Source organism: Microbacterium sp. CCNWLW134, from assembly GCF_037083565.1.
Lineage (GTDB): Bacteria > Actinomycetota > Actinomycetes > Actinomycetales > Microbacteriaceae > Microbacterium.
The window spans coordinates 287,309-303,149 of sequence record NZ_JBAOJU010000002.1; the positions used below are offsets into that span (position 1 = coordinate 287,309).

General features: G+C 66.5%; 17 protein-coding genes and 1 pseudogene. 9 read left to right on the plus strand and 9 right to left on the minus strand.

What is annotated here, in order from left to right; genetic code table 11:
• The first annotated feature begins 25 nt into the window (after positions 1 to 25).
• Positions 26 to 1,279, plus strand: coding sequence for a pyridoxal-phosphate-dependent aminotransferase family protein (locus tag V6S02_RS11920; RefSeq protein WP_336401029.1), 1,254 nt, complete (start codon positions 26 to 28; stop codon positions 1,277 to 1,279).
• The gene (locus tag V6S02_RS11925) at positions 1,261 to 2,526 is read left to right on the plus strand and encodes an allantoate amidohydrolase (RefSeq protein WP_336401030.1); all 1,266 of its coding nucleotides are present in this window, start codon (positions 1,261 to 1,263) and stop codon (positions 2,524 to 2,526) included. The genes V6S02_RS11920 and V6S02_RS11925 overlap by 19 nt, the downstream gene beginning before the upstream one ends.
• A gap of 207 nt (positions 2,527 to 2,733) precedes the next feature.
• Here the strand turns inward: V6S02_RS11925 and V6S02_RS11930 are convergent, their stop codons facing one another.
• The gene (locus tag V6S02_RS11930) at positions 2,734 to 2,979 is read right to left on the minus strand and encodes a hypothetical protein (protein WP_336401031.1); all 246 of its coding nucleotides are present in this window, start codon (positions 2,977 to 2,979) and stop codon (positions 2,734 to 2,736) included.
• 122 nt (positions 2,980 to 3,101) lie between these two features.
• Here V6S02_RS11930 and V6S02_RS11935 point away from each other — a divergent pair, with 122 nt between their 5' ends.
• Both V6S02_RS11935 and V6S02_RS11940 read left to right on the plus strand, forming a co-directional pair.
• Positions 3,102 to 3,758 (plus strand): hypothetical protein, encoded by a 657-nt coding sequence (locus V6S02_RS11935; RefSeq protein WP_336401032.1) that lies wholly within the window; start codon positions 3,102 to 3,104, stop codon positions 3,756 to 3,758.
• A 266-nt stretch (positions 3,759 to 4,024) separates the two neighbouring features.
• Positions 4,025 to 5,983 carry an AAA family ATPase gene (locus V6S02_RS11940; RefSeq protein ID WP_336401033.1) on the plus strand — a complete coding sequence of 653 codons (1,959 nt, stop codon included), beginning with the start codon at positions 4,025 to 4,027 and terminating at the stop codon, positions 5,981 to 5,983.
• A 188-nt stretch (positions 5,984 to 6,171) separates the two neighbouring features.
• Here the strand turns inward: V6S02_RS11940 and V6S02_RS11945 are convergent, their stop codons facing one another.
• The 3 genes from V6S02_RS11945 to V6S02_RS11955 all read right to left on the minus strand — a co-directional run bounded on the left by V6S02_RS11945 (position 6,172) and on the right by V6S02_RS11955 (position 9,070).
• Positions 6,172 to 6,816, minus strand: a complete 645-nt coding sequence (locus tag V6S02_RS11945) for a hypothetical protein (protein WP_336401034.1) — start codon at positions 6,814 to 6,816, stop codon at positions 6,172 to 6,174.
• 166 nt (positions 6,817 to 6,982) lie between these two features.
• Positions 6,983 to 7,408 carry a hypothetical protein gene (locus tag V6S02_RS11950; protein ID WP_336401035.1) on the minus strand — a complete coding sequence of 142 codons (426 nt, stop codon included), beginning with the start codon at positions 7,406 to 7,408 and terminating at the stop codon, positions 6,983 to 6,985.
• A gap of 282 nt (positions 7,409 to 7,690) precedes the next feature.
• The gene (locus V6S02_RS11955; protein WP_336401036.1) at positions 7,691 to 9,070 is read right to left on the minus strand and encodes a HEPN domain-containing protein; all 1,380 of its coding nucleotides are present in this window, start codon (positions 9,068 to 9,070) and stop codon (positions 7,691 to 7,693) included.
• Between the two features lie 388 nt (positions 9,071 to 9,458).
• On the opposite strand from V6S02_RS11955, the gene V6S02_RS11960 reads away from it, so the two are divergent.
• The 3 genes and pseudogenes from V6S02_RS11960 to V6S02_RS11970 form a co-directional block, all read left to right on the plus strand.
• On the plus strand, positions 9,459 to 9,815 hold the full coding sequence (locus V6S02_RS11960) for a DUF5655 domain-containing protein (RefSeq protein WP_336401037.1): 357 nt from the start codon (positions 9,459 to 9,461) through the stop codon (positions 9,813 to 9,815).
• A gap of 146 nt (positions 9,816 to 9,961) precedes the next feature.
• On the plus strand, positions 9,962 to 10,237 hold the full coding sequence (locus tag V6S02_RS11965; RefSeq protein ID WP_336401038.1) for a hypothetical protein: 276 nt from the start codon (positions 9,962 to 9,964) through the stop codon (positions 10,235 to 10,237).
• Between the two features lie 60 nt (positions 10,238 to 10,297).
• Positions 10,298 to 10,417, plus strand: a pseudogene (locus V6S02_RS11970) (recombinase family protein); the annotation flags it as partial.
• 125 nt (positions 10,418 to 10,542) lie between these two features.
• Here V6S02_RS11970 and V6S02_RS11975 read toward each other — a convergent pair.
• From V6S02_RS11975 to V6S02_RS11990, 4 genes are all read right to left on the minus strand, one after another.
• Entirely contained in the window at positions 10,543 to 10,959 is a 417-nt protein-coding gene (locus tag V6S02_RS11975) for an MmcQ/YjbR family DNA-binding protein (RefSeq protein WP_336401039.1), read from the minus strand.
• A gap of 92 nt (positions 10,960 to 11,051) precedes the next feature.
• On the minus strand, positions 11,052 to 12,218 hold the full coding sequence (locus V6S02_RS11980) for an RNA polymerase sigma factor (protein WP_442927928.1): 1,167 nt from the start codon (positions 12,216 to 12,218) through the stop codon (positions 11,052 to 11,054).
• Positions 12,215 to 12,622 (minus strand): YciI family protein, encoded by a 408-nt coding sequence (locus V6S02_RS11985; protein WP_336401041.1) that lies wholly within the window; start codon positions 12,620 to 12,622, stop codon positions 12,215 to 12,217. The genes V6S02_RS11980 and V6S02_RS11985 overlap by 4 nt, the downstream gene beginning before the upstream one ends.
• A gap of 199 nt (positions 12,623 to 12,821) precedes the next feature.
• Positions 12,822 to 13,628, minus strand: coding sequence for a hypothetical protein (locus tag V6S02_RS11990; protein ID WP_336401042.1), 807 nt, complete (start codon positions 13,626 to 13,628; stop codon positions 12,822 to 12,824).
• Between the two features lie 309 nt (positions 13,629 to 13,937).
• Here V6S02_RS11990 and V6S02_RS11995 point away from each other — a divergent pair, with 309 nt between their 5' ends.
• Both V6S02_RS11995 and V6S02_RS12000 read left to right on the plus strand, forming a co-directional pair.
• Positions 13,938 to 14,312, plus strand: coding sequence for a hypothetical protein (locus tag V6S02_RS11995; RefSeq protein ID WP_336401043.1), 375 nt, complete (start codon positions 13,938 to 13,940; stop codon positions 14,310 to 14,312).
• Between the two features lie 24 nt (positions 14,313 to 14,336).
• Complete coding sequence (locus tag V6S02_RS12000) at positions 14,337 to 14,924, plus strand: 1-acyl-sn-glycerol-3-phosphate acyltransferase (protein ID WP_336401044.1); 588 nt, start codon at positions 14,337 to 14,339, stop codon at positions 14,922 to 14,924.
• 64 nt (positions 14,925 to 14,988) lie between these two features.
• Here the strand turns inward: V6S02_RS12000 and V6S02_RS12005 are convergent, their stop codons facing one another.
• Entirely contained in the window at positions 14,989 to 15,768 is a 780-nt protein-coding gene (locus V6S02_RS12005) for an alpha/beta fold hydrolase (protein WP_336401045.1), read from the minus strand.
• Positions 15,769 to 15,841 lie beyond the last annotated feature (73 nt).

Sequence of the window (15,841 nt, forward strand, 5' to 3'; positions counted from 1 at the left end):
CCGGCCCACTGACTCAGGACGCACCATGACCCACCTCCCCGGACCCATCGCCCCGCCCCCGCGCCTGCTCATGGGCCCCGGCCCGATCTCGGCGTACCCGAGCGTGCTGACGGCGATGTCGGCGCCGCTCGTCGGACAGTACGACCCCTTCATGACGGCGACGATGTCCGAGACGCAAGAGCTGTACCGGCAGGTGTGGCGCACGCGCAACGACGCGACGGTGCTCGTCGACGGCACGTCGCGGGCCGGGATCGAAGCGGTGCTCGTCTCGCTCATCCGCCCCGGTGACCGCGTGCTCGTGCCGATCTTCGGCCGGTTCGGGCACCTGCTTGCCGAGATCGCTGAGCGCGCGCTCGCCGAGGTGCACACGATCGAGACCGAGTGGGGGCAGGTGTTCCCCGACGCCGTGATCGAAGAGGCCGTCGTGCGGGTGCGCCCGACCCTTCTCGCCCTGGTGCAGGGCGACACCTCGACGACGATGAACCAGCCGCTCGCCGGCGTCGGCGAGATCTGCGCCCGGCATGGCGTGCTGTTCTACACCGACGCGACCGCCTCGCTCGGCGGCAACCCGTTCGAGGCCGACGGGTGGGGGCTGGATGCCGCGACCGCGGGCCTGCAGAAGTGTCTCGGCGGGCCCTCGGGGTCGGCGCCGGTGACGCTGTCCGACAGGGCGGTGGAGATCATCCGGTCGCGGAAGCGCATTGAGGCGGGTATCCGCGAAGAGGGCGACGAGGCGGCATCCGACTTCATCCGCTCGAACTACTTCGATCTCGGGATGATCCTCGACTACTGGGGGCCGCGGCGCCTCAACCACCACACCGAGGCGACTTCGATGCTCTACGGCGCGCGCGAGTGCGCGCGGCTGCTGCTCGAAGAGGGCGCCGACAACGTGCTCGCGCGGCACGAGCGCGCGGGGGCGGCGATGCTCGCCGGCGTGCAGGGACTCGGGCTCGTCGTGTTCGGAGACGTCGCGCACAAGATGACGAACGTGGTCGCCGTGGAGATCCCCGACGGGGTGGTCGGCGACGCGGTGCGCAGCGACCTGCTCGAGGACTTCGGCATCGAGATCGGCACGTCGTTCGGCCCGCTCCACGGCCGGGTCTGGCGGATCGGCACGATGGGGTACAACGCCCGCGAGGACGCGGTGCTCACCACGCTCGCCGCGCTCGAGGCGGTGCTGCGACGCCACGGGGTCGCCGTGCCCGCCGGGGGCGGGGTCGAGGCGGCGACCGACGTGTTCCGGGGCGCGGGGGATGCGGTGTGGACCGCGCACGCGTGACCCGTGCGGGCGTGGCGTTGGCGCCGGCCGCTCGGGTGATGGCGCGCTGTGACGAGCTCGCGCGCATCAGCAGCGCCGAGGGCGGCATCGAGCGGGTGTACCTCTCGCCCGAGCACGCGCGCGTGAACCGGCTGGTGGCGGAGTGGATGCGCGAAGCCGGCATGACCACGAGGCAGGATGCCGCGGGCAACCTCATCGGGCGCGCGGGACCGGCGGCGGGTGAGGCGCCGGCGCTCGTGCTCGGCTCGCATCTCGACACCGTGCCCGACGCGGGCCGATACGACGGGATCGCCGGCGTGCTCATGGCGATCGAGGTGGTGCGCGCGCTGCGCGCGGAGGCACTGCCGTTCGCGCTCGAGGTCGTCGCCTTCTGGGATGAGGAGGGCACGCGCTTCGGCCGCGCGCTGCTCGGGTCGTCGGCGGCTGCGGGCGTGTGGGATTCCGCCTGGTGGGAGCTTCGGGATGCCGCGGGCACCACCTTGCGCGAGGCGTTCCTCGAATTCGGTCTCGACCCCGGGCGCATCGGCGACGCCGCGCGTGCTCCGGGCGACCTCGTCGGGTATCTCGAGGCGCACATCGAGCAGGGCCCCGAGCTCGACGAGGGTGACGAGCCGCTCGCGGTGGTGTCGTCGATCGCGTCGGCGCGGCGGTTCCGGCTCGACATCGCCGGCGAGGCTCGGCATGCCGGCGGCACTCCCTACGACCGTCGGCGCGACGCGCTGCTGGGTGCGGCCGAGATCGCGCTCGCCGTCGAGCGGGTGTGCCGCGCCGAGCATCACATCGTCGGCACGGTCGGGGAGCTGCAGATCCACCCGGGCGCGATCAATGTGGTTCCCGGCGACGCGTACCTGTCGCTGGACCTTCGCGGCGAATTCGACGGCGACCGCGACCGGGTGTGGCGGGTCATCCAAGACGAGGTCGCGCAGGTCACGGCGCGCCGAGGCCTGACGTGGTCGTCGCGAGAGGTGCACGAGGCGTCGGCGATGTTCTGCGACCCGCTGCTGCAGGGCGTTGTCGGCGAGGGGATCCGGTCGGTGTCGCCTTTCCGCTCGGGGGAGGCACCGACGCTCTTCAGTCGCGCGGGCCACGACGGGATGGCCTTCGCTACCGTGACGGGGGTCGGCATGCTCTTCCTCCGCAACCCCGACGGCATCAGCCACCACCCCGACGAGGCTGTGTCGGCCGCTGACGTCGACCTCGGCATCCGTGCGCTGGGGGCCGCGGTACGCGCCCGCGCCACCGCCTGACCGGTCAGGGTCAGCGGCTCATGGCGGCCGCCATGAGCTGGTGCGGATGGGGCACCATCGCCGAGCAACTCTGCGGGCGGGTCATACGCGAATCGGTGACTCACCCGGTACGCCAATGCCCTGGACTTGAAGTCGCCTCACCCGGCGACTTCACCCGCGCGCCTTTGAACCGCGGCACTTCGTCTCGATCGAGCTCAGGAGTTCGGGCTACGGTCCCGAGATACGGGTCCAAGCCGTGGTGCCTTCTGCGTGTCGCGCCGCAGCGTCGGGCGTGAGACTGATCGTCGCGCCAGCGCGTTGAGTGTCGTCTCGCGCTCCATGACGAGAACGCGCGCCGTCTCGAAGCCGCCATCCGATGGCAACCAGGAGGAACGCGGCAATCAGGATGATGGCGACCAGTTCTGCCATGACCACACGGTAGAACTCCGGACTACGCGGCGCGGCGGTGTTCATTCAAAGTTCATCCTCTCGAAGGCGCTGTGCGAGCGATCTGTGCGCCATGCGCCGTTCAGGGACCGGCTGTCGCACAGCGAGCTAAGCGACACACGACGCGGCCGGACGATAGCGTCGGGAGCGTGACTGTCCACAGTAGGGACGAGACGGGCACCACCAATGCGGCGGTGAGAGGTGAGCGCGGCCCGGAAGCTGCTGTAGCCGTCTTGTTGGGTGGCGTCCTCTCCTTGTCCTCCGGGGCGGCGGTGCTCGGCCTGGTCCGTGAGACGCTCCATTTCAACTGTTCGTGGGGCATTGGCGGCGAGTGGGGCCCGGACGGCACATGGGTGTGCGCCGACGGCATCGGCTACGCCGGGGTCGCGGTGGTTCTCGGTGGCATGTCGGCCCTGTTGGTCATCGTGGGGCTCGTCGCGGCGATATCGAGGCCGTCCCGCGGTCGCTCGATCGTGCTCCTGACACTGGCCGCGATCTCGCTCGGATGGATCTTATGGTGGACCTTCTACGCCGCCACTTCCTACTCCGGACCACGGCCTGCCGGCGAGACCGGATGGGCCCTCTGGGCTGTCACCGTATTGCCCGCGATCCTTCTGTCCACGGTCGGCCTCCTGGTCGGAGCCGTCGGCGCATTCACGCGCCGTAGCTGGTCACGCGTCGCGCTGTGGTGCGGCATCGGCCTGATGATCGCAGGGACGGCCCTTCAGTTGGGAGTCGGCATCGCGACATTCCTGTCGGCAGGACTGCTCGCAGCCGCCGGAGTCGCACGCACGCCAGCACGCTAAGGGACCGGCTTGCGGGCGCAATCCCGTAGCGCAGACGCGCCACACCACTTGGGCCAAGACCGCCTTCATGTCTCGAGCATGCGCGGACCAAGGAACTGCGGGTGTTCGAGCCGCTCGGCGCGCACCACTCGGGCACTTGGATCGCAGGGCTCGCCGTAGAGGGCAAGCGAATCCCGCCGGGAACCTGTCCGCGGGATCTCCTGTCGTTCCGGGGGGATGTCGGTGAGCGCCACTAACCTGTGGGTGATGCCGGCCAAGGAGAAGCGATGAAGCTAAGAGCTGTGACGATCCAGAAGTTCCGCAACTTTGTGGAACCACAACGTATCGAGATCGAAGACGACGTCACAGTCCTAGTTGGCAAGAATGAGTCAGGCAAGACCACAGTCCTGCGTGCTTTGCATCGACTTAAACCTGCCAACGGCGACCAGAAGAAGTTCGATCTCGTCACCGAGTACCCGCGCTGGAGACTCTCTCGTGATCGTCGCGAGGGTGACCTCGAAAAGGTCCGCCCTATCACGGCTGAGTTCACGGCCGATCCCGCGGACGCCGACGCCCTCGGGGACAAGCTACCCGCCGCCCTTCTGCCTTCGACCACTGTGTGCGCGGCGCGCGATTACGGAAACTCCTATTACGTCTGGCTCTCGACTCCGCCTGCGGAGGTGATCGCGGCGGCAGCAGCAAATGCGAGCGTCGATGGTTCCGACACGAAGGATCTTGTCGCAACGGGTAGCCTCGACGGCGCGATCAACTTGGCCAAGGAACGCGGAAAGGAGCTCAAAGAGTCAGCTCCTCCACGATCGAAGGCTCTGCTGGCGTTCCCGAAGGCGGCAGAGCAGCATCGATTCCTGATTTCCGGCCCGCTCGACGACGAGCCCCGTGCAGCCCTTGCGGCGCGCATCCCTAGCTTCTTCTACTTCTCGAACTACAGCGTCCTGCCGGGCGAAGCAGATCTCACTTTGCTCGCCGAGCGAGTAGCCGCTGGGGAATCGCTGGGCGAAGACGAGCAGACCGTTGTGTCATTGCTCGCGCATGCGGGCGTGCGCCCGGCAGACTTTCTCGACGAGAACTACGACAGTCGGAAGGCCGAGCTTCAGGCCGCGAGTACGGACCTCAGTAGAGAGGTGTTCCAATATTGGAAGGCCAACACTGATCTTGATGTCGTATTCGATGACGACAACGTCACAGTCACCAATCCAAACGGGACCGAGTCACAGCACCGAATTCTGAAGATCGAGCTCCGTGATGCACGCCACGGCAACGTGGAAACCAACTTCTCCACGCGCTCAACTGGGTTCCAGTGGTTCTTCTCATTCTTTGCAGCATTTAGTGAGTACCTGCACCGCACACGTCCCGTGGTAGTGCTCCTGGACGAGCCCGGCACCAGCTTGCACGGTGAAGCTCAGAAGGACTTCGTCAGCTACATCTTCAATGAGCTCGGCGCATCTAAGCAGACGCTCTACACCACGCACTCCCAATTCATGATCGACCCCAGCACTTACGAGAAGCTGCGTGCTGTGCACGACAAGGCGACGCGGCAAGATCAAGAAGCTGGCGTCGCGGTGACTCAGGTGAATCTCTCGGCCGACCGCGACACGATCCTCCCGGTCGAGTCCGCGCTCGGGTACTCCATCAGCCAGCACCTGTTCCTGGGCTCAGGCAAACACCTGCTAGTAGAGGGCAGCAGCGACTTCGTCTACCTCATGCGCATGAGCGCATACATGGAGAGGAAGAGGAAGACGCCGCTCGATCCCAACATCGCTCTGATCCCGGTCGGCGGAGTCACCAACATGCCTGCCTTTGTCGCTCTGATGGGGAGACGTCTGCAGGTGTCGGCGTTGGTCGATGGCCCCAAGGCCTCGTCGATTCTTGATCGCATCCGCAAGGCTGCGTCTGATAACGGCATCCCGGATCGACGTATCGTTGCCGTGTCAGAAGTGGCTGATGCGCTCCCCGCCACCTGTGACATCGAGGATCTTTTCTCGAGCGCTGACTACCTCAAGCTGTATAACTGGGCGTTTCGGTCCTCAATCCAGCCCGAGGATCTTCCGAACACGCCCGTCCCGATAATAAAGAAACTTCAGGACCACATCGGGTCGGACTTCGACCACGCCCTGCCAGCTCACGCTCTCACGGAACACCAAACAGTGTTCTTCGCCGATCTCGAGAAGGAATCGATCGACAACTTCGCCGCTCTATTCAAGCTTCTGAACAAGGCGGCCTCCTAAGCCTTGAATGCAAGCGCTTGAACCGCGCGGTGTGTTGGGCGGGGTCCGTCGGGGACGGGCGGGGAGTAGATCGTCTTTGTCGTGACGACTCCCTCGAGGCAGAACCAAACGGCTCATCCGTTAAGGCGAGAAGCCGCGGCGAGGGCGTGCCGGGCGTCTGCGGAGGCGGTGGAGCTTCCGTCAAGTGGCTAGGCCTGCCCCAACGCGCTTAGCACGCCCTGTGCCCGACCGGACGCGGATTGCCCGAGCCCACGCGCGGCACCCGTCGCAACGTCGCTAAGCACGCCCTTGAGCGTCGCCAGGGTCCGCCGTGGCGCTGGCTCGCCCGCCTCCACTGCGCTGAGGGCTTCCCGCGCGCACTCAACTGCAAGGTCGCGGTCCTCGCCGGCTAGATTCGCTTCGGCCTCCGCCAACACCCGGCCGAGAACCGCGCCCAGATCTGTCGCGGCTACGGTCTGCAACTGGGAAACGTCTCGGTTGTCCCAAGCGATTTGGTTCGTGCCGCCGCTGATGTTGAAGACCGGCGAAACCTGCCGCGGAGCCGGTGCCTCCCCCCACTTCACATCAATGTGCCCCATCCCCCGGAAGGTCGCCGAGCCGTCCACGTCATTGACGCGGACCTCGGCGGCATAGAGCCGCTGGACGCCGCCTCGCGGGTCCGGGATCTCCACTAAGTCGCCCTCATACATCGGCGTATCGACGTTGAACTGCGCCGACTTCGACTGCACGATCGCGCGCGACTCGGTGCGTTGCTCGTTCGCCTCACCCTCGTTGTGGATGATCGTCACGTTCTTTTGCGGGAAGACTTTCCCGTGCCCTTCTAGGAACCCCATGCGGCCGAGCGTATCGCTCAGCTAGGACGGAGCCTTTGGGGACAACCCGGGCCGTCTGCGTCGCGCGGGTACAGGCCCTGCGCCGCCTGGCCGGCCACCCCGTGTTGCTGCTCGCATGGGGATCGACGACACCTCAGCGAGACACTCCCCCATAGAGTCGGAGTGGCTACCGACCGTCCTCCGGGTAGTGCGTCTGGAGATAGGCGTCACGGCGCGCAGCACGCCTTGGGCTCCGATCCGTCCTCTCTCGCGCGCCTCTGCCAATCCGCTCGAGCAATCCAGCGTGGTCCATCAGCGATCCGAGCAGCAACAGGAACGAGCCCCAGCCAATCAGCCACAGGGCGATCCACACGACCACTGCGGAAAACCCCCCGAGATCTTCTCCCGATGTGGCGGACAGTATGAGGAGCCATTCGGCGAAGAACCCGACAAGGAGCGCTGCGAACAGGATCACTCCGGTAACCCAGATCGTTGCCGCGCCCATCCAGTGGGTGGCGTACGGCTTTGGCACGTTGCGTATCTCGAAACCGATGATCGCCAAACCGATCGGGATAATGGTCGCCACTACGCCGGCGCCGGTCGCTGTGATCATGCGAGGCACTATATCCGCGGCTGCTCACTGCCGTTCACCCCCAACCCGCACCGGCCGCGACCACGATCGCGACGCGAGTGTCGTACGACACCGACTCGACCCTTCAATGAAGCGGCACCGCGCGTTACGTTTCTCCCCGGGGATGTCCGCCTAGGTGTGGTCGACCAGGAACGCGAGCGAGCCGTCGTGGTCTTGCACCATCTGTGATCAACGCGGGGCCCTTCGCCTGACCTCGGACAGCAGAGCTTCCGGATTTGGTACGACGACTCGAGCGCCGAGCCTTCAGCCTTGCCGAGCGCCACCAAACGGGCGCAATGCTCGTTTCACCGCGCGTTCTTGTGCTTCTGCTGGCAGACCGAGCTCAGCCATCAGCACCAGCGACAGCAGTGAACTAGTCGCGCGCTCAAGGTGGAAGATGTTCTCCTGGGTCTGCTCGTTGCCAGTATGCGCAAGGTTGTCGCGCGCAATTCGGAGGATCCGCGCCCACCGCTGAACGTCGGGAACCAACTCCGCTACGGCCCCCGGGGCGGGAATAGACGCGAGGGAGATCATGCGTTCGCGGAAACTCGGCACGTTGCGTAGTCGAGCCTTAACCCACTCGCGCTTGCTTGCGTCAGGTATCGCGTTCAAGACCTGTTCCCGAAGCTCTGCAAAGGCGGCCGCGGGAAGTTCTGTTTCGTCTCCGCGAATGGATTGGTGGAGCGCTTCGGCCGCGATCGCCATCATGAGCAGCCTTACCTCAGTGAAAATTGGTCGGGCATACCGCATCCCGAAGAACACGTTGCATGCCGAGGCGGCTCGACGCCGCAGGGCGAGCCAGTCTGGCACCACCTTGTCAAAGGATTTATCGGTGCAGGTGAAAAGAAAGTTCCAGTCGTCGACAGCATGGTCTTTAGGTCGCGCAGTGTGAATGCGCGCTCCGTATGAATCCACACGGCGTTCAACCTCAAATATCGTCCCGTCACTGTCGGGGTGTGAGATCGGTTCTTCGTGTACGAGTGTTAGCTCGATTCGACCGCTGGCCTCACCGGACGCCAGCGTGAGCAGGTCCATGAGCTCAAGCACCGGGCCATGGAAAGCGTCAGCGGCGACCGGAGCTGGCGGGCGGATCACGATGTAACCGGATACCTCGCCTTCTACAGCCAGGCGGGACCGCTCCGCTGACAGTCGAAACGGTTGAACTTGGGAGCGCGCCGTGAAGGTCCAACCATCGACCGAACAGCTGACGTCCGGCGACGGGCGGTTCAGTGCCGACTCGCCCTGCTCGCCACTTCCGCGCTCCACTGAGGTGTGCAGCGTCAGCCAGCTGGCTAGGTGCTCAAGTGTCACAATGGCGTACTTGAACGCCTCTTGATGCTCTGACACATGCGCGCCGACGAGTGCCTCGTGGACGTGGACGTCCTGGTAGGTGCTGTCGCGGCGGCTGAATCCGTCACGCCGCGACGTGAAGCAGTTGGTCAGCGTGATCGGCTGATTTCCCGCCTCGCCCCAAATGACCGGAACACGATCGCTCAATCGGTTCGTGGCCGAATCCCCCAAGTCAAGGCCGCCAATGAGTTGCAGCTCGCATCTGCCGTCTTCTGCGACGACCAGTTGACCAGGAACCCGGTCATCAGCAGCGGAGGGCAGCCACCAGCTTCCGCGCCAGGATTTCTCTGTCATGCGCCCAGTGTGGCGCTTGGCGGAGACACCGCCTGGCCGACGGGCCGGCCTGCGGTACTCCGGGTCAATCTCTCATTTTCGTTCGCTGCGCGGTTCCGGATGGTAGATCGCACGCTGTGGTCCGCTGAGCGCGCACTGCCCGTGTGCGGATGGCAAACGCACGCGGCGACGGCGTGCGCCACACTCCTCGACCGCGCGATGCCCGAACAAGGATCCCCACACGGGCACTGCACGGGAGGGCCACGTCGCGGACGAGCCATGCGGCGCGTGGAGAGGTGTCCCCGGTGCCCGCCCTCGACGGTATAGCGGAGCCGGTGTGCCGACCGCGGTCGCCGAGGATCGGGGCGTGACCTTGCTCGCGCTCCGAGGTCCCCGACACCATGTGTCCATGAATCTGGAGGAGTACCTCGTTGACCACGCCGACTCTCGCGGACTCCTCAACGCGCTGCGGGCTGTGATCCTCGGGGTGGGAACGGTGACGGAGGAGTTGTCCAAGAGCCGGCTGGCATTCCGTGCCGGACGAACGTTCGCGATCGCGTGGGCACCCGGTCAATACCTGGGAGAACGCGGCGCGCCGCTGGTGCTCTCGCTGGCGCTGCCCGAGCGCGACGAGAACCCGAGGTGGAAGGAGGTGGTCGAACCGCGGGAAGGTGTGTTCATGCACCATCTCGAGTTGCGTGCCGTCGATGAGATCGATGACGAGGTAAGGGGCTGGATCACGCGCGCATACGGGGCTGCCCGGTAGCGCTCGCAGACCTCAGGTCACACGGCGCACTCGTAAGCGATCCCTATGGTGCAGTGCTCATAACGGGACCGCGAGCGGGAAGATCCGTGCTGCGGGTAGCTCGGTCAGGAAGACTAGCGACCGATCCCCCGAGGTAGCCTTCCGCTGTGAAAGACGGCGACGACAAAACCTTTGAGGTCCAAGGACGTTGGAAGGAAGAGGTCGTGTACTGGGAGGGTTCCCGCGGCTACCTTTTCGACGCCGGATGGGGAGCTAGTCCTCTCGTGCTCTACGTACCGTCGGAAGAAGAGTGGGACTCCGTCACCGCCGACTGGATGATCGGGCGTCGTGCAGAGATCGTCGCGCGGCTGGTCGAGCACTCTGGCCATATCGTCCGTGAAGGCCCATACTCCGGCCCCGCCGGACGAACGCTAAGTAGGTAGCGATCCCGAGCGCGCATCGCCAGACCAAGTGACACCCTCGGCGGCATCAGTGAAATTCAGATTGGCTATGCCAGGGTCTCCACCGCCGACCAGGACCTCACCTCGCAACGCGACGCACTATTGCGTCTCGGGGTCCTCGACGCGAACATCTACGTTGATCACTGGCTCACCGGCACAAACCTAGATCGTGCCCGCGGCGACGCGCGCGGTCTCCGGCCGCATGCAGCTGCTCCTCCTGCAGTTCGCTCAACCTGCGTTCTGAGCCTGCGCCTTGCGCCACGGGGCCTAAGCCTGCGGCTCGCTCATCAGACCTCGGGCTCGGTCGCCCCTGCGCCGCTCCCGACGGCATCGAACTCGTCGCGAAGATACTTCGGAGCCTGCACGCGCCAGGCGTCGGTCACGAGCTCGGCGAGATGGTCCGCCGTGATCGCGGCCAGCCGGAAAGCCACTTTCGGCTCGCTCCAGGGTGTGGTCGTCCGCAGGAACACGTCGGGCTCCATCTGGACCAGCGCGAATCCGTCCATCCGGTCGGCGACCTTGACGGCGACGACGAGCTCGGTTGCGAGAATCGCTCGAATGTCGTCGGGGATGCTGGGCCACGGGTGGCACTCCCACGCGTACGGCTTCCTCCGGACGAACCAGGCGATGCCACCCCTCGTCGTGCACTCCTCGCTGCCGGGCAGGCTGTCGGCGATCCTCCGCACGTCGTCGAGGGTGGCCACGGCGGGAGCTTACGCCGCCCCCGCGACATCCACGCCCCCTCTCGGCGAGCAGACGACTGATCCAAAGCGAGCCGCTCAGGCGTCGGTCAACCTCATCGTCTGGACGGTCTGCCCACCACTCCGAGACGGAGCCGATCGGCCTGGCGCAGCAGATACTGCTGCTCGAGGACGCTGGTCGCACGGCGCGCCGCCTCTGCATACTCGGATGCCGCGACATCCGCCTCTCCGGCCCGTTCGTGCATGTAGGCGAGCGCCGCGTGGAACCTCGGCACCTGGGCATCCACCGTGGCGAGCGCCTTGAGGCCTGCCTGCGGACCATCCGCCTCACCGATGGCGACCGCGCGACCAAGCCGGATGACCGGCGAGTCACCGAGACGGACGAGATCGTCGTACCACTCGACGATCTGCACCCAGTCGGTCTGCGACGCGCTCAACGCATCCGCGTGGAGCGCGGCGATCGCAGCCTGCGCCTGGTACTGGCCCAGGAGGTCTCGCGCCAGCGCCCGCTGCAGAATGTCGACGCCCTCGGTGATCGACTTAGTGTCCCACAGGGCGCGGTTCTGCTCCGCGAGCGGAATGAGCCGGCCGCCGACCACTCGTGCGGGCCGCCGCGCATGGTGGAGAAGCATGAGTGCGAGCAGGCCGCCGACCTCGGGGTGGTCGGTGAGCACGGCGAGCTGACGCGTCAGGCGGATCGCTTCGATAGAGAGATCTCTCTCGCCCGAGTAGCCCTCGTTGAACAGCAGGTAGAGAACGCGCAGCACTCGCGAGAGGTCACCGGGTTGGTCCAGCGGGATGCCACCGAGTCGCTGTTTCGCGCGACTGATCCGCTGCGCCATCGTCGCCTCTGGGACGAGAAAGGCGTCGGCGATCTGGCGGGTCGTCAGCCCCGCGACCGCGCGCAGCGTGAGGGCGATCGAGGATGTCGCGGTCAGTATCGGATGCGCGCAGAGGAAGTACATCGCGAGCGTGTCTTCGCGCTGTGGAACCGGCCCCGCCTCCGGCTCGTCGGCGTGGCGCTGCTCACGCGCGGCGCGGGCCGTATCGCTGCGCACCTGGTCGAGGAACGCCCGCCACGCAACAGCGACCAGCCAGGCCCGGATGTCTCGAACCTCGTCGAGGTCGGGACGCTCGAGCGCTCGCAGCAGGGCCTTCTGGACGGCATCCTCGGCCGATGCGAAATCAGCGCCGCGCCGGACGAGGATGCCGGTGACCTCGGGGATCGCTCGACGCAGAGAGGTGGTATCCGTGATCATCATCCGGCGTCTGCCGGGGGCGCGCCCATCACCTCGCGGAGCTCGAGCCACTCACCAAGCGGCGTGCCGCCCGCCCACGGGGCCGCGGACAGCTCCGAGGCGAGCTCGAGCGCGCCATCGTAAGAGTCCACTTCGATCAGCATCCAGCCCGCGATGAGATCCTTCGTCTCGGCGAAGGGGCCGTCGACGACCGGCGGGCGTCCCTCGCCGTCGAAGCGCACCCACGAGCCGTCCATCGACAGTGCCTCCGAGGAGACGAGTTCGCCCGACGCGAGGAGTCGCTGCTCCATGTCCTTCATGTACTGGACGTGCGCGTTCCACTCGTCCGGCGTGAGCTGGTCCATCGGAACCTGGTTCACCGCAGGGCGACCACCGCGGTAGTGCTCGAGCATCAGGTACTTCGGCATGTCAGCCTCCCGTCCGTGCGGCCCATTCTGGCCGCTTCATGAGTGAGACGGAACGGAGGCCGCGTTCTCGACATCCGCGCTGGTTCCCTTCCCCTTTGACGCGTCGCCGAACGACCGCGAGCCGGTCACCGTCAATCACCGGTGCGGACCCTCGAAGCATTCGATCCGTCCGACCTCATCCTCCGGTCCGCGTGGAGCGCTATGCCGCGTCGGGATAGAGCAGATCCAGAAGAATGCGCGTCGCCGCGGCGGGCGCGAGGCCGTCGAGCTTTCCGGGTGGCACCGGCAGGGGCGGGAAATGCGGGGGTGTCGGTGCGCTCGCGTCGATGGGCAGCCCGGCGGCCTGCTGCAGATCCGCCGCCGCGATGATGCCCTCGCGGTCGAGCGTGAGTCCTTTCGCATTGAGCTCGAGGATCGGGAGGGATCCCGAAGCGGCGTGCCGAGCGGGCGATTCGAACAGCAGCGGCAGTCCGCGCCGGCGGGCGAAGTCAGCGGCATCCTCGATGTCGACGATCTCCGTCGCGCCTGCCTCGTTCATGGATGTCGCAGCGACCCAGTGGACCCCGGCTTGCCACAGTGCCTCGATGAAAACGAAGGTTCCCGGCATCCTCCGCGGATCGAACACCTGCACCCACGGCCGGCCATCCCGGTCGGAAACGAGGTGGGCGGGAATCTCGTTCGCGGGGTGAGCCGGTGCCCGAACGGCGATTATGCAAGCGAGCTCGGCGGCGAACCATGGGCTCTCGAGGAGCCCCCGCACGTCGGGAGACAGGGATGTCGCGTCGATGAGGTCGACGAATTCTCGAGCGCCGACGCAGATCCCGAGCGGCTTGAATCCCCGAGCCGCGCCCTTGATCGCCATGATCCGCTCGGCGACACCGTCGTGAGCTCCATCGACGAGGAGCCCGAACACCGTGCCGAAGTGAGCGCCGACGACCTCACCCGACTGGATGAGCGCGACGGCACGAGCGATTGCAGCCCTGTCATCGTAGGAAGCGATCTCCACGGCTTCATTCCATCACGGCGTCGCGGTCAGATCCCGGCCCGTCAGGTGTGAGCCCGGCGTGCGGCATCCGCGATCATCACCTCGCGTCTGCCGGAGGCACCGGCCGTCCCGACCTCGGTAGAGTCGCGTCGACGAAGAGGGGAACCCTGAGTGAGCGAGGCGTCGAACGCAGCATCCCCCTGGGATTCGCAGGGGTGCGCGGTCTGTCGTCGGCAGTGGGAGACTGCCGAGCGGCCGCGCTTTCTCGCGGAGAACGTCGGGGATCGTAGCGAGCTGTACCGCTGCGCGGTATGCGGGGCCCTGTGGTTGATGACGGAACGCGCGGCCGTCGTCGTGCCGCCCGAGGCCATCCGATCCACCTACCCCGGGGTCTTCGAGTCAGCCGGAGGGCACCCGGCGAGTGGCGGTGCCGAACCCGACCCAGCGCGTGCGGCCGCGTCGGCTGCAGACTCGTCTCGACCCGATGCGCCAGCGAGCGACGACGGAGTTCAGTATTGGCGGCACTCCGTCGCATCCACAGATCACTACTTCCGGCTGACGAACGGTCGTGACTTCATCCTCCAGGGCGATCAGTGGGTGCCGTATGACGCCTACAAGTCCGGACCGAGCTGGTGGCGACTGACGGGTGAGCCCGGCGCTGACGTCATCACTCGCGGAGACCTGCCACCCGACGCGCCGAGGTGACCGTCGGGGCGTTAGGGTTGCCGGATGCTCCGTCTCATCGCCCGCATCTATTGGGCGTTCAGCAGATGGACTCTCGTCACCGAGCCGGCACCCGCCCGGCCCACCGTGGTCCTGGGGGCACCGCATACCTCCAACTGGGACTTCGTGCTCATGCTGGGGATCGCATGGCGCCTGAAGATGCGCTTCCGCTGGTTGGGGAAAGAGAGCCTCTTCCGTGGCTGGCGGGGCCCGATCATGCGTGCGATCGGCGGCATCCCGGTCGACCGGTCGAACCCCGCCGGTGTGGTCGACGCGCTCGTCAGCCGCATTCGGAACGGCGATGTGTTCGGCCTCGTGGTCACGCCGGAAGGAACCCGGGGTGGCGTCGCCCACTGGAAATCGGGCTTCTACCGAATCGCCCGCGAGGCGGGCCTTCCGGTCACGCTCGGCTACGTCGACCGCACCACCATGACCACTGGGCTCGGGCCGACACTCTCACTCACCGGTGACGTCGGCGCGGACATGGACGCCATCCGCGCGTTCTACGCGGACAAGTCGGGTATGCGTCCGGCTCTGCGCGTCGAGCCGCGGCTGCGCGAGGAGGACGATCCTCGCCCGGCCGCATCCGCGTAGCCGAAGCACACGTCGATCGCTGAGCCCACGCCGAACCGGCTTCGCGTCGTCGCTCAGCCGCAGCTCAGACGGTGCTGTCGAGCACCAGGCGGGTCGTTTCCGCTGGCTGGTCCCAGTGTGGGAAGTGACCGCAGTTCTCGAACCAGTGCAGCGTGGCATCCGGGAACAACTCCGTCGCGCGCGCTGCCTCGCTCGGAACGGTGACTCTGTCCTTCCGCCCCCATCCGATGATCATCCTGCCCTCGAGCGAACCGGCCGGCGCGCCTGCCTGGCGAGGCCCGTGAATGAGGGCGTCGAGAGCGGGATCGAGGCTGCGTGATGTCTTGAATCCCCGGAGCTCGTGCAGCACCAGATCCTGCGGCAGCTTCCAGGGATGAGCGGAGAACTGCAACAGCAGGGCTGTACGGCCCACGCGGTTGCCCGTGAGGAAGGGAAGCGCCGGTTGTATCCGGCGCACCAGAGCGACAGAGGCCTTGATACTCGCCCCGAAGATCGCAGCCTGGCGGTCGTTCCAGAACCCACCAGGCGCCAGTGCGACGGTCGTGCCCGCATGCCCGCGACGCGCCATCTCCATCGCCATTCGTGCGCCCATGGAGCTGCCGACCACATCGATATCACCCAACTCCGCGTCGCGGACGAAGGCTTCGACAGCATCGGTCAGCGTGGCGATCGTGGTTTCCCCGCTCAGCGGCGCGGACTTTCCGCACCCAGGGAGGTCGACGGCGATCACCTCGCGTTCTGCTGCCAGTGCCGGCATGATCGGGGCCCAGTTGCCGCTACTGGAACCGAGCCCATGAACCAGGAGCAGTGGTTTGCCGGAGCCTTGCCGGGTCGAGTGCAGCATGGGTCCAACGTAAGGTGGCGGGGAGCGCCCGCCGGGGCCGTTGCCAAAAGGGCACCGAGGGCATACGCATCCT